Origin of the sequence: Streptomyces sp. NPDC007205 (assembly GCF_040634095.1) — a bacterium.
Taxonomy (GTDB): Bacteria; Actinomycetota; Actinomycetes; order Streptomycetales; family Streptomycetaceae; genus Streptomyces.
On sequence record NZ_JBEYEW010000051.1, the window covers coordinates 1 to 13,152 of the forward strand.

A 13,152-nucleotide genomic window follows, 5' to 3' on the forward strand; every position below is an offset into this window, starting at 1 on the left:
CGCATGCCCGGCTCCGCTACCCGGTGGAGCGCACCATCGCCCGGATCAAGACCTGGCGGATCCTCCGCAAGGCCAGACTCAGCCCGAACGCACTCACGTCAACCACAAAGGCCATCCTCACCCTGGAGGCTCACCGTTGAAAAGGCTCATGGTTCTCGGACGTCGAGAACCGACACCCCGAGATCGCCGAGCTGGTCGGTTCGGGCAGCGCCCACGCAGCTGACGGCGAACGCGGCCTGTTCGCCCAGCGCAACAGCGGAAACCACATCCGCGTCTACATCATCCAGCGCGTCCCGGTCGACTGGATCAGCGCCAACGGGCTGACCGCCGAGGACACCGACGGCATCCGCGCCGTGCTACTCGACGAGTACGCCCACTGGTCGCCCCGCATGCGCCAGATGATCACCGAAAACGACGGCCCCTACATCGACCGCCCGATCCTCGCCCTCCCTGTCCCGCACACCTGGGAACGCAACGCGACGGTGACCCTGCTGGGCGACGCCGCCCACCTCATGCCCCCGCTCGGCGTCGGCGTCAACCTCGCCATGCTCGACGCCAGCGAACTCGCCCTCGCCCTCGCGAACGCCGCCACTGTCGACGACGCCCTCCGCACCTACGAGAAGACCATGCTCCCCCGCTCCACCGAGGCGGCCAAGGCCCTCGAACACGGCGCCGAACACCTGCTGTCCGCCGACGTACCCGATTTCAGTGGCGACAACGAGGCCCAGCCCTGAGCCCTGTCGTCACATTCCCGTCGTCCGCCCCGCGGGAAGGAGGGAATGTGACGACACCACGCGTCTCGGCCGCACCCACCCCCTGTCTGGCGGGCGACGACGCCAACTGACACCCCGTCATTTCCGAGCGGAGAGCGCCTCGTTCTGATCCCAGTCCTTAGTCCCACTCCCATGTGATACCGAGGACGCCCGGCCGTATCTGCGGCTCCACCAGGTGGACCGAGCCATGGGCGTTCACTGTCAGATCGGCGACGGCCTCGCGAGGGGCGGTCGCCGAGGGACGGGCGAAACGGCGGCAGTGGACGGGCAGGGCGGCGCGGTCGAAGCCGACCTGGAGGACATACTGACCGCCGCCGTAGGTGAAGCCGCGCACGTACTCATGACTGGGCGCGCCGGTTCCGTCCTCGAAGCGGTACCCCAGGACGGCGGTCTCCCCGACCCTCAACCGCCCGTCGAAGAGCAGCTCGACGACGATCACCCCCGAAGCGCCGTGGCGCCGGATCCGCCCGACCCGGCAGTTGCCGAGACCGCGCACCCGTACCCGTTCCGTGTCGCAGCCCGGGTCGCCGTGATAGATGGCGAGATAGCGGTCGACACCATCGCGGTGGGCCCGTACGACATGTTGCGAGTCGCGGGCTGCGAGCTCTCGATGGGCACCGATGTGAACGTGCTCGTAGTGGATCACGGTGTGCAGCCCGCCGTCCGCCGGTGCCGCCAGACTCGCCAGCAGCGATTCCACCGCGGCGGCAGGTTCGAGGAGGGTGCGATACGGGCGCGCCTGGGGATGGTCGCTGGTGCCGCGTGGGCCTAGCAGGCGGGTGAGGGCGTGCGGGGGAAGCTCCAGGATCTCCTCGAGCGCGGTGACGGCACGAAGCGACTCGGGCCGCTCGGGCCGCCGCACACCGCGCTGCCAGTAGCTGAGGCTGGTCACACCGACACGTATGCCGCGCTGGGCGAGCCGGTGCTGCACGCGATGCAGAGCCAGCCCGCGTGCGGCAAGCGCGGCGCGGAGCGCGGCGGAGAACGGGCCGGTGCGGAGGGCCTCGGCGAGTTCGGCATCGGGGCGTGGGGTGGCACGGCGATCGGTGCTCTGTGCTGCCATTGGGCCCCTCCCCTCCCACCCCCTCTGATCGTTCAACGGTGAACGTTCACTTCCCCGTCCTGGAACAGGGCGTTACGTGTGCTGCCACGTGCTGGTACCTGCTGTGGCGTTCACAACGGTACGGGTGGAATTCACTTCACCGCCAGCCCTGTGGATAACTTCGTTGACCGGGACGCGACAACGATCGATGCTGCTGTCGCAGCGTCCGGACGCGCTCCTCCACCCCCACCCCAACTGGGAGGAACGCCATGTCCACTACCACCTGGGGCCGTAGACGGCTGGCGTCAGCGGTCCTCGTGACCGTCGCCGTTCTGTCGCCCGCCCTGGTGCCAACTGCCACCGCTCACGCCGCTCCGCACGCCGTTCCTCGGACCTCCGCTCACCCCGCCGTCCCCGCCGCCAAGCGCCTCAACATCACCATGCAGGCGCAGCAGAACAGCAACTGGTGCTGGGCGGCGAGCGGCAACACCATCGCGTCGTGGTTCGGGCGCGACTACACCCAGAACCAGTTCTGCGACGCCGCTTTCAGCCGGCCCCAGGGCAGCACCTGCGGCAACTGGCAGGCGGCGTTGGACGACGTGCAGAACGCCCTCGACTGGATGGGCATCAACCCCGGTACGTACGTGAGCGGTTATCTGCGCTACAGCACCGTGCAGACGGAGATCAACGCCGGCCGTCCCGTCGAGACGCGCATCCAGTGGAGCTCCGGGGGCGGGCACATGCATGTGCTGTACGGCTACGACACCTCCGGCAACCAGGTCTACTGGGGCGACCCGTGGCCCTCCAACTACCGCTACAACTGGGCGGATTACGACTACTACGTGAGCAACAACTCGTTCACGTGGACCCACTCGCTCTACGGGATCGGAGCGTGACCCCATGACCCCGATCCGCACGTCACCGATCCGGACCGCACCGGCCCAGAAGTCATCGAGCGGCACGTCGCCGACGCCGACGTCACCGAAGCGCCGCACACCGAACCGGCACACGTCCGCCGGCTCCAGGCCCGTCCACAAGACCGCGGCGCTGGTGGTGCTCGCCGCCACCGCGACCCTCGGCGTACTCGCCCCCACCACCGCCCACGCGGCGGCTGCCGGCGACTTCCCCGCACCCTTCACCGCCGCCGACACCGCTCAGGCGCGCGAGGCGGCGTCAACCCCGGCCACGCTCATCACCCTCTCGCGCTTCTTCGCCCGCGACGGCGCGATCGCGCAGAGCGCGGCCCGGCCGCACCTGGTCGGGCCGTCGGTAACCGTCTACTTCCTCGACCCGGGTTTCGTCGCCGGACGGCGGGGCGCCCCTGTCGCGGACCCGCAGTTCGTCGCGAGCAAGGCGGTCTCCGCGGACGGCCAGGTGGCCTCGGTGTGGACCGTACGGACGGCGAAGGGGTGGAGGGTCGTCAACATCGCGACCGGCGGTGACGAGACCGACTATGTCAGCGAGGCGCACGGCCTCGGAACCGTCTTCCGGGAACCGCAGATCGACGCCTGGTACGTGGTGCGCGACGGTCGTGTGCTGCCGCTCGACCCCGACGCGCGGCACGCCGTAGGGATCGGCGGCGTGACCACGGCCGCCTACCAGCGCCTCGTACACACGAAATACGGCGACAAGCTCCCGAAGTCCGCCTACGACCAGGCGGGCGAGGGCGGCGGTTACGGCGGTACGGCCGCGCCTCCGCGCGCGTCCACCGCACCCGCGGCGACCGCCGGGGTAGCCGTCACCGCGGGCGCCGCCGCGACGGCCGTCGCCGTCCTGCTCGGCGCCTGCTTCGGCGTCCGCCGCCTACGGCACTCGCACCGCGTCAGCTGAGCCGCCTCCCCGGCCCGCCCCCGTGCCCCAGGCTCGACCGGCCTGGGGCACGTCTCCGGGCGGCCCAGGATCACGACTGCCTGCCCGTCAACGGTGGGCGATGGCGTATCACAACCCCTTAGGTTGCGCACAGCAACCGGGGTCGAAGTGCTGGCTCAACCTGGGGGGACGGCCACGGGATCGCCATGGTCGGCGATGTTCACCCAGCGATCGACGCCTGGTGGGCGCAGGCCGTAGAGGTGCGGTGCGGTACCTCTGGGGGTGGGAACCAGTCGATGGAACACGGCCGGGGGCAGGGCTAGCGATGAGCCGAGTGTGAGGAACAGCTCCGGTCAGCCCAGGCCTCCGGAACCACCGCTCCCCCGCCCCTGGCCGTCTCCTGACGGCTCAATGTTCCAGCGTGCAGCAACCGCCTCCGCCGGTGGTGTCCGGGACCGCGCCGAGGCGGCAGAAGCAGGACGCCTCGATCGGTACGTCCGCCATCGCGACGGCGATCTTCAACTTCTGAGCCACGATCTGTGCTTCTCCCGCCTTGCCCAGCCGGACCAGGCACTCGTGCAGCCCGTGCAGGGCCCAGACGTTGTCGGGGTGCTGCACAGCGCGTGGCAGGGTGTCGTCGAGTCCCAGGTCGGCCCGGTAGACCGCCTCGGCCTCCGCGACGCGCCCCCGTTCCAGGAGCAGGGCGCCGTAGGCGTGCCGGGTGGGCTGCATCCATCCCCACGGCTCGTCGTAGGGAAGGTTGTCATCCAATTCGATCGACCGCTTGAGTGCGGCGAAGGCGGCGTCATGGTTGCCCTTGCGGTATTCGAGTTCGCCGTCGAGCATCGCCGACGCGATCGCCAGGATGTCGGCACAGGTGTTGTTGAACAGCATGCGTGTCTCCGGCACCCTGGCGACCGCCTCGCCGAAGAGCCGGCGTTCGGCCTCGGCCTCGGCGACATGGCCGGTGGCCGCGAACGCGACGCCTCGGGCATAGCGCAGCATCGCGGTGCTCACGCTGTAGAGCTCCGGGTCGGCGGGCATGGGCATGCTCAGGATGTCGTTCCAGCGGCCGAAGCGGATCAGTACATGGACCCGCATGGCGAGGAAGCCCTCCAGCCAGTCAGCCATGGGCGGGCTCTGCACGCGCAGCAGCTCCTCGGGGATGGACGCCTCCAGTTGGGCAGCCGCCTGCAGAGCGGTCCGGAACCGGCCGAGGAACATCGCGCCGTAGATCTTGAAATGGTAGTTGTGCGAGCGGTACAGCGTGTAGAAGTTCATGGCTCCGGCCCGCGCGTGGAACTTGTCGTCGGCCGCGATCGCGGCGTCGTTGTCCGACACCACTCGCCGGTAGTCGCCGCAGAGCACCTCGATGTGTGAAGGCATGTGCTGCAGGTGGCCGGCGTCGGGCACCAGGCCGCGCAGCCGGTCGGCGACGGGCAGGGCGGCCTCGGGTGTCGGGGACATCTCCATCAGGTGGATGTACATGTGCAGGATGCCGAGGTGTCCCGCCCCGGCATCTGTCGCCACCGCCCGGTCCAGGACTGCCTTGGCTTCGAGGGTGCGGGCGCCTTCGGCCGGTTCACCGGTCCGCAGGTTCCACAGCCGCCAAGGAGTGAGGTTCATCAGCGCGTCGGCGTACAGGGTGGTGACGTCGAGGTCGTCCGGAGCGATTTCGTGGACGGCGCGCATGCTGTCGGCGTACGGCGCGTTCCACACGGAGCAGTCGTCGACGGCCTCCGCCTGTGGATAGCGGGTGCGCAACGCGCCGATCAGGGCTCGTTCGACGGGTGTGGCGCTGGATTCCGCCTTCTCGTGGGCGAGTTCGACGGCGGCGTGGGTGCGTTCGACGGTGCGTGCGAGGTCCTGCTCGTCGAAGAACTCCCACGGCTTGTTGTAGTTGGGGCCGAGTGCGTAGGCGATGCCCCAGTACGCCATGGCACAGCCGGGGTCGGCCGCCGCGGCGGCTTCGAAGCAGGAGACGGCTTCCTCGTGGTGGAAGGCGTATGTCCAGACCAGTCCGCGGTCGAACCAGAGTTGTGCCTCGGGCGAGGAAGTCGTCACGGGGCGGCTGTATGTGCCGAGATCGTAATAGACCATGCATCGCCCCTCACCACCCGACCGCCGAAGCGCCGGGAACCGACTGCGCCGACCGCGCCGACCGCGCCGACCGCGCAAAGCGTGTACCGAGCAGCGTAGTGGGCCGACGCCCCTGGGCCGCGCGGTGAGGCAAGGACCGTTCAATGCCCCCCGTGAGGGTGCCCCGCGTGTGTTCGTGCGCGCGAGCGCGGGGCACCCTGCCGATCCGAGCGGTGGGTCAGTTCTTCTCGGTTTCGAAGGTGAGCAGCAAATCGGCGGCGACGCTCAGGGCGATGGTCGCGGGTTCCTTGCCCGTGATGTCGGCCAGCCCGATCGGAGTCTTGATCCGATCGATGGTGGCCTCGTCGTGACCGCCCTCGGTGGCGAGGCGTTTACGGAATCTTGCCCACTTGGCCGCCGATCCGATCAGCCCGATGGATCCGAGGTGGGTGGTGCGCAAGGCGGCGTCGCACAGAGCGGCGTCCTCGGCATGATCATGGGTCATGATCAGGATGTGGGTGCCGCGCGGCAGCTCCTCCAGCACCTCTTCCGGCAACAGTGGCGTGTGATGCACGTGCACCTGCGCCACCGCGTCCGCCAGCACGTCGAGCCGCTCCTCGGTGAGGACGTCGGAGCGGCTGTCGATCAGATGGAGGTCGAGGTCCTGACGTGCCAGGACGCGCGCCAGCTCCAGCCCGACGTGCCCGACGCCGAAGATCGCCACCGCCCGTACCACCGGCAGCGGTTCGAGCAACACCGAGACCGTACCGCCGCAGCACTGCACGCCGTGCTGGTTGGTCACCTTGTCGTTGAGGGCGAAATCGATCAGCTCCGGCTCCGGCTTGGACACGGTGATCATCTCCCGGGCCCGATCGATCGCGACGGCCTCGACATTGCCGCCGCCGATCGAGCCCCATGTCTCGGTCTGCCCCACGACGAGTTTCGCTCCGGCGTCGCGTGGGGCATGGCCGCGCACGGTCGCGACGGTCACCAGGACGCCGGACTCCCGGCGTGCCCGCAACCGTGCGACCGCGGCGATCCACGTCATGTCAGGCACCGTTCAGTGCTTTTGCGTCGGTTCGGATCGTGCCGTTGGCGGCGTGCCCGTGTCGGGTGTGGCCGCCTGCGGCCAACCCGTTGCCGCCGTGACCGTTCCGGGAGGCATCGCCCTGGCGAGCCGCCTGGATCGCCCAGTACACCGCCTCCGGGGTCGCGGGCGAGGCCAGATCGACGCTGACCCCGCTCGGTCCGAACGCGGCGGTGGCCTGCCGCAATGCCTCGCGCACCGAGAACGCCAGCATCAGCGGAGGCTCGCCCACCGCCTTGGAGCCGTAGACCGCGCCCTCCTCGGTGGCGTTCTCCAGCAGCGTGACGTTGAACTCCTCGGGCATCTCCGAGAAGCTCGGCAGCTTGTAGGTGCTCGCGGCCTGGGTCAGCAGCCGGCCGCGGTTCGGGCCGTCACCGGTGTCCCAGCGCAGATCCTCGAGCGTCAGCCAGCCCGCGCCCTGTACGAAACCGCCCTCGACCTGACCGATGTCGATCATCGGGGACAGGCTGTCACCGACATCGTGCACGATGTCCACCCGCCGGATGCGGTACGCGCCGGTGAAGCCGTCGACCTCCACCTCGGTCGCGGCGGCGCCGTGGGCGAAGTACTTGAACGGCGAGCCCCGGAACGTCTTCGCGTCCCAGTGCAGCCCCTCGGTCCGGTAGAAGCCGGCCGCCGACAACTGGACGCGCTGGAAGTACGCGGTGCGCACCAGGTCGTCCCAGGCCAGCTCCTTGTCGTTGCCGAGGGCGCGCGCGACGCCCTCGACGATGCGCACGTCCGAGGCGTTCGCGCCCAGTTGGGTGGCGGCCACCTGCAGCAGCCGCTCGCGCAACTGCTCGCAGGCGTTCTTCACCGCGCCACCGTTGAGATCCGCCCCGGAACTGGCGGCGGTGGCAGAGGTGTTGGGCACCTTGTCGGTGCGCGTGGGGGCCAGCCGGACCTTGTGCAGCGGGATGCCCAGCGTGGTCGCGGCCACCTGCAGCATCTTGGTGTGCAGGCCCTGGCCCATCTCGGTGCCGCCGTGGTTGATCAGGACGGAGCCGTCCTTGTAGATCAGCACCAGCGCGCCGCCCTGGTTGAAGGCGGTGAGGTTGAACGAGATGCCGAACTTGATTCCGGTGATCGCGAGGGCTCGCTTGGTGTGCGGGTGGGCGGCATTGAAGGCGGCGATCTCGCGCTTGCGATCGGCGATACCGGCGGAGTCCTGAACCTGCTGCCAGACGGTGGAGATCCGTTCGGGCTGCGTGACCGGCTGTCCGTACGGCGTCGTCTGGCCCTGGCCCGGCTGGTAGAAGTTGCGTTCCCGCAACTCCATGGGGTCCAGGCCGAGCAGCGGCGCGCAGCGGCCGAGGATGTCCTCGATCACCAGCATGCCCTGCGGTCCGCCGAAGCCGCGGAAGGCGGTATTGGAGACCGTGTTGGTCTTGGCGATGCGACCGGCGACGCGCGCGTTGGGAATCCAGTAGGTGTTGTCGATGTGGCACAGCGCCCGGGCCAGCACCGGCTCGGAGAGGTCCAGGCTCCAGCCGCCGTCCGCGGTCAACGTGGCGTCCAGGGCCTGGATACGGCCGTCCGCGTCGAAGCCGATCTTCCACTGGGCGTGGAACCCGTGCCTCTTACCGGACATGGTCAGGTCCTGGGTCCGGTTGAGCCGGAACCGGACCGGCCGGCCGGTCAGCTTGGCCCCGAGCGCGGCGACAGCGGCGAACCCGTGTGGCTGCATCTCCTTGCCGCCGAAGCCGCCGCCCATCCGCAGGCACTGCACGGTCACCTCGTGGGCGGGCACCCCGAGCACGTGCGAGACGATTTCCTGGGTCTCCGACGGGTGCTGGGTGCTGCTCTGGATGAACACCTGCCCGTTCTCGTCGACCTGGGCCAGCGCCGCGTGCGTCTCGAGGTAGAAGTGTTCCTGACCGGAGAACTGGAACTCCCCGGTGAACACGTGCGCGGAGTCGGCGAAGCCCGCGTCGGTGTCACCGGTCTCCATCACGGGCTGGGCGCCGTGATAGCTGCCCGCCGCGAGCGCGTCCTGCAGCGTGACCAGGGAGGGCAGTTCGTCGAGCTCCACCTCGACGGCCGCGGCACCGAGCCTGGCCGCCTCCAGGGTCTCGCCGAGCACCCAGGCGACCGCATGGCCGTAGAACATGACCTCGTCGGGGAACAGCGGTTCATCGTGCTTCATTCCGGCGTCGTTGACGCCGGGCACGTCGGCACCGGTCAGGACGCGGACCACACCGGGCACGGCGAGTGCGGGCTCGGTGCGCAGCGCGGTGATGCGGCCGTGGGCCTTCATGACCTGGACCGGGTAGGCGTGCAGTACGTCCTTGGTGCGATGGACCAGGTCGTCGGTGTAGAGCGCGGTGCCGGTGACGTGCAGGCCGGCGCTCTCGTGCGGCATCGAAACGCCGACGACGGGCTTTTCGGGGCGCTCGGACAGATGGCTCATGACGACACCGCCTCGGTGGTCTGCGCGTACAGCTTCAGCAGGCTCTGGCCCAGCATCGCGGAGCGGTAGCCGGCGCTGGCCCGGTGATCGTTCATGGGCGTGCCCTGGGCCTGCAGCACCTGGGCCGCGGCCTCGACCGTCTCTGCCGCCCACGGCTTGCCCTCCAGGGCCGCCTCGGTGGCGAGGGCGCGGATCGGGGTGGCGGCCACGCCGCCCAGGCCGATGCGTGCCTTGCGGATCATCCCGTCCTCGATGTCCAGCGCGAAAGCGACCGCCACGCTGGAGATGTCGTCGAAGCGCCGCTTGGCGATCTTGTGGAAGGCCACGACCGGCGACAGCGGCAGCGGGATGCGCACCGCGCGGATCAGCTCGCCGGGCCTGCGCACGCTCTGCCGGTAGCCGGTGAAGTAGTCCGCCAGCGCGACCTCGCGCTCACCGTCGGCGTCGGCGAGGACCACCGATGCCTCCAGCGCGAGCAGCACGGGCGGGCTGTCACCGATGGGAGAGCCGGTACCCAGGTTGCCGCCGAAGGTCGCACTGTTGCGGATGAGCCGGGATGCGAACTGCGGGAACAGCTGTGCCAGCAGCGGGACGCTGCCGTCGAGGCGGCGTTCGATCTCGGTGAGCGTCAGCGCCGCCCCGATCTCGATGTAGTCCGATTCGACTCGCAGGTCCCGCAGTTCGGGCAGCCGGTCGATGGCGACCACGCAACCCGCGCGGCGGGAACGGATGTTCACCTCGACGCCCCAGTCGGTGGAGCCGGCGACCACCATCGCGTCGGGCCGCTCGCGCAGCAACTGCAGTGTCTCGGCGAGGGTGCTCTTCCGCAGGAACGCGCTGTCGTCCTGGGTGTATTCGGTGGCAACCGGTGCGGGCGGGGACTGTTCACGACGCTGGGCCAGCGGGTCCTCTTCGGTGGGCGTACCGACGGCGAACGCGGCATCGCGAATCGGGCGGTAGCCGGTGCAGCGGCACAGGTTTCCGCTCAGCGCGTGCAGATCAAATCCGTTCGGGCCGTGCTCGGCGTCGGTGCTGTCCGCCGAGTCCGCATGCGCGCAGCGGTTCGGCCGGTAGTACTCGGCGGCCATGCTGCAGATGAATCCCGGCGTGCAGTAACCGCATTGGGAGCCGCCACGGACCGCCATCTCCTCCTGCACCGGGTGCAAGGTGGGCGGCGTGCCGGGTTCGCCGACGGTGGCGAGACCTTCGGAGGTGATGATCTCCTGACCGTCGAGCGCCGCGACCGGGACCAGGCAGGCGTTGACCGCCACCCAGTCGGTGGGCTTGTTCACTCCGGGGCGGGCCACCAGGATCGAACAGGCGCCGCATTCACCCTCGGCGCAGCCTTCCTTGGTGCCGGTGAGGCCACGCTCGCGCAGGAAGTCCAGCGCTGTGGTGTGGGGCGCAGCCGGTGAGATCGGTGTTTCATTCCCGTTGACCGTGATCCGCGCGGCTACCATGACGGGCCTTCGTTCCGGTGTGTGGTGGGTCGATTCATCATGTTCGCCAATTTCAGGCAGCTTTCTGTGTTCAGACGCGCCAGGTCAGAGAATCAGGCGCAAAAAGGCACGCGACAGCGACGTGCCGGAAGGTGGTGACGGGAATCCCCGAATGTGCCACGGACGGGCACATCAGAACGGCGTACTCAGCAGCCGTGCGCGATCCGACCCGGAACCCAGACCGTGCGCTGGGCGAGGCGACCGAGATCAGAGCTGGTGTTCATCCGCTGGTCGCCTCCTTTCGGTAGTGATGGATCGGCTACCGCAAATTAGTGGCTGGGGCCACAGAGGTCAAGAGGTCGACGTCCGGCTCTTGACAGCCGGTGGGAATCAAGGCCGGGATGCCGCCCTGACCAGCTGTTCCGGCGCAGCTCCGGGCCGAGCCCGGCTGACGCACCCCGATCAGACGGTTCGCATGGGGACGGGCCTCAGCGAGGAACTTGGCGTGGAAGCGGAAGAGCACCTGGACGCCCTGCCGTGTGCGAGCGCTGTGCGGCATCCGTCACCGAGGAGATACAGCGCGTGGTCGGGTCGTCGCCGTAACGGTGGACGTGGACAGCGGCAGGGCCGTCGTGACCAGCGACCGGGATCTGGCCCCGGCAAAGGCCCGTGCGGCGGTCGACGCAGCAGGCTATGAGCTCACGGACCCGGGCGTCCAGGAGCCCCTGCCGTCGATCCCGACCTTGTGCGCCTTGGCGAGCGCAGCACGCAGCAGCTCCTGGGTAGGTGCGGTCGGAGTAGACCGGCTCGATCTGCTCCAGGTCGACGAAGTCGCTGATGTCGATGGTCTTAATGAGTGTGGAGACTCCAACCCCGTTGTGCGAAGCGGCATTTTATGGCCTGCTCCACAGGCCTATACGGTCGGATTCATGGAGTGGAATTTTGCGACGGCCGAAGAACTCGCGGCTGCCTTGCGCGCCGGTGAAGTGACCTCGGCGGAACTGACCGACGAGGCGATCGCCCGTATCGAGCGGGACGACAAGGCGATCAGCGCGATCTGTGTGCCGGACTTCGACCGTGCACGGGCCGCCGCGCGCGGCGCCGACCAGGCGCGCGCCCGCGGTGAGGACCGGCCGCTGCTCGGCGTCCCGGTGACGGTCAAAGAGTCCTACAACATCGCCGGGCTGCCCACGACTTGGGGCATGCCGCTGCACCGGGACTACATGCCGGCCGAGGACGCGGTGCAGGTGTCGCGGCTCAAGGCCGCAGGCGCGGTGGTGCTCGGTAAGACCAATGTGCCCTTGAGGCTGCAAGATGTGCAGAGCTTCAACGAGATCTACGGCACCACCAGTAACCCGTGGGATCACGGTCGCACTGCGGGTGGATCCTCCGGCGGATCGGCGGCGGCCCTGGCGTCCGGATTCGGCGCGCTGTCCATCGGCTCCGACATCGCCGGTTCGTTGCGCACCCCGGCACACTTCTGTGGTGTCTACGTACACAAGCCGACGCTCGGGCTGGCGGCGGCCCGCGGTATGGTCCCGCCGCCGGCGCCGGCGTTGCCGGCCGACCTCGACCTCGCCGTCGTCGGTCCGATGGCGCGTTCGGCTCGCGACCTCACGCTCCTGCTCGATGTCATGGCCGGACCGGACCCGCTGACGCTCGGTGTGGCGCACGACTTGAGGCTGCCGCCCGCGCGCCACGAGCGGCTCTGCGACTTCCGGGTCCTGGTCCTCGACGACCATCCGCTCATTCCGACCGGGTCCGCGGTGCGGGCGGGCGTGAACCGGGTGGCCGATGCGCTTGTCGACGGCGGCGCCCGGGTCGAGCGGCACAGTACGCTGCTGCCCGATCCGACCGAAGCCGCGGTGATCTACATGCAGTTGCTGTTTTCGAACTCCGCCGCGCGTATTCCCGTCGCAGAGCACGAGCAGCTGCGGATCATCGCCGCCGGGCTGAGCGCCGACGACCAGAGTCTCGATGCGGTGCGGCTGCGCGGCTTGGTGTCCAGCCACCGCGACTGGATAGAGGTGAACAGCCGTCGCGAGCTCCACCGCCACGGCTGGCGGCAGCTCTTCGCCGAGTTCGACGCCGTGGTGTGTCCCATCACTCCCACTCCCGCGTTTCCGCACGATCACAACCCCGATCTGAGAGAACGCCGGATCGACATCGACGGCGTCGAGTACCCGTACCTCGACCAGCTCGTCTGGGCCGGTGTGGCCACCATGCCCGGTCTGCCCGCCACTGCCGTACCGGCGGGCCGGTCCCCCGAGGGGCTGCCGGTGGGGGTGCAGCTCATCGGTCCGCTGTTCGAGGACCGCACCCCGCTGCGGCTGGCTGAACTGCTCGAGGAGAGGATCGGCGGCTTCCAGGCACCGAAGTAGGCTCCACGGTGCGCCACCGGACCCGGCAGCCAGTCCGGGTCCGATGGGTCGGCAACGGCCCTGCCCGCCCCTCGCGGGCGAGGTGCGGATCACGGCGAGGTCCTCCGAATGCGCACTGTCGCTGCGCCGGTG

At 69.3% G+C, this 13,152-nt stretch carries 8 protein-coding genes and 1 pseudogene; 4 read left to right on the forward strand and 5 right to left on the reverse strand.

Features of this window, described 5'->3' with window-relative positions:
• Positions 1-149: 149 nt before the first annotated feature.
• Positions 150-734 (forward strand): annotated as a pseudogene (locus ABZ624_RS38285) (FAD-dependent monooxygenase); the annotation flags it as partial.
• Positions 735-891: 157 nt separating this feature from the next.
• On the opposite strand, the gene ABZ624_RS38290 reads toward ABZ624_RS38285, so the two are convergent.
• Entirely contained in the window at positions 892-1,836 is a 945-nt protein-coding gene (locus tag ABZ624_RS38290) for a hypothetical protein (protein WP_360099460.1), read from the reverse strand.
• 248 nt (positions 1,837-2,084) lie between these two features.
• Here ABZ624_RS38290 and ABZ624_RS38295 point away from each other — a divergent pair, with 248 nt between their 5' ends.
• The gene (locus ABZ624_RS38295; protein ID WP_360099462.1) at positions 2,085-2,711 is read left to right on the forward strand and encodes a papain-like cysteine protease family protein; all 627 of its coding nucleotides are present in this window, start codon (positions 2,085-2,087) and stop codon (positions 2,709-2,711) included.
• Positions 2,712-2,715: 4 nt separating this feature from the next.
• Positions 2,716-3,645, forward strand: coding sequence for a hypothetical protein (locus ABZ624_RS38300; protein ID WP_360099464.1), 930 nt, complete (start codon positions 2,716-2,718; stop codon positions 3,643-3,645).
• A gap of 387 nt (positions 3,646-4,032) precedes the next feature.
• On the opposite strand, the gene ABZ624_RS38305 is transcribed toward ABZ624_RS38300, so the two are convergent.
• The 4 genes from ABZ624_RS38305 to ABZ624_RS38320 all read right to left on the reverse strand — a co-directional run bounded on the left by ABZ624_RS38305 (position 4,033) and on the right by ABZ624_RS38320 (position 10,660).
• On the reverse strand, positions 4,033-5,724 hold the full coding sequence (locus ABZ624_RS38305) for a hypothetical protein (protein ID WP_360099466.1): 1,692 nt from the start codon (positions 5,722-5,724) through the stop codon (positions 4,033-4,035).
• A gap of 217 nt (positions 5,725-5,941) precedes the next feature.
• A complete protein-coding gene (gene xdhC, locus ABZ624_RS38310) occupies positions 5,942-6,751 on the reverse strand; it encodes a xanthine dehydrogenase accessory protein XdhC (protein WP_360099468.1) in 810 nt (269 codons plus the stop codon).
• A gap of 1 nt (position 6,752) precedes the next feature.
• The gene (gene xdhB, locus ABZ624_RS38315; RefSeq protein WP_360099470.1) at positions 6,753-9,200 is read right to left on the reverse strand and encodes a xanthine dehydrogenase molybdopterin binding subunit; all 2,448 of its coding nucleotides are present in this window, start codon (positions 9,198-9,200) and stop codon (positions 6,753-6,755) included.
• Complete coding sequence (locus tag ABZ624_RS38320) at positions 9,197-10,660, reverse strand: FAD binding domain-containing protein (RefSeq protein WP_360099472.1); 1,464 nt, start codon at positions 10,658-10,660, stop codon at positions 9,197-9,199. Before ABZ624_RS38320 ends, xdhB begins: the two co-directional genes overlap by 4 nt.
• A 908-nt stretch (positions 10,661-11,568) precedes the next feature.
• Here ABZ624_RS38320 and ABZ624_RS38325 point away from each other — a divergent pair.
• Positions 11,569-13,020: an amidase gene (locus ABZ624_RS38325; RefSeq protein WP_360099490.1), complete on the forward strand. Its 1,452-nt coding sequence runs from the start codon at positions 11,569-11,571 to the stop codon at positions 13,018-13,020.
• Positions 13,021-13,152: the final 132 nt, after the last annotated feature.

Bases quoted from the DNA above. Each gene is read 5' to 3' on its own strand.
- ABZ624_RS38290 (WP_360099460.1), bottom strand. From the start codon at position 1,836: ATGGCAGCACAGAGCACCGATCGCCGTGCCACCCCACGCCCCGATGCC.
- ABZ624_RS38295 (WP_360099462.1), top strand. From the start codon at position 2,085: ATGTCCACTACCACCTGGGGCCGTAGACGGCTGGCGTCAGCGGTCCTC.
- ABZ624_RS38300 (WP_360099464.1), top strand. From the start codon at position 2,716: ATGACCCCGATCCGCACGTCACCGATCCGGACCGCACCGGCCCAGAAG.
- ABZ624_RS38305 (WP_360099466.1), bottom strand. From the start codon at position 5,724: ATGGTCTATTACGATCTCGGCACATACAGCCGCCCCGTGACGACTTCC.
- xdhC (WP_360099468.1), bottom strand. From the start codon at position 6,751: ATGACGTGGATCGCCGCGGTCGCACGGTTGCGGGCACGCCGGGAGTCC.
- xdhB (WP_360099470.1), bottom strand. From the start codon at position 9,200: ATGAGCCATCTGTCCGAGCGCCCCGAAAAGCCCGTCGTCGGCGTTTCG.
- ABZ624_RS38320 (WP_360099472.1), bottom strand. From the start codon at position 10,660: ATGGTAGCCGCGCGGATCACGGTCAACGGGAATGAAACACCGATCTCA.
- ABZ624_RS38325 (WP_360099490.1), top strand. From the start codon at position 11,569: ATGGAGTGGAATTTTGCGACGGCCGAAGAACTCGCGGCTGCCTTGCGC.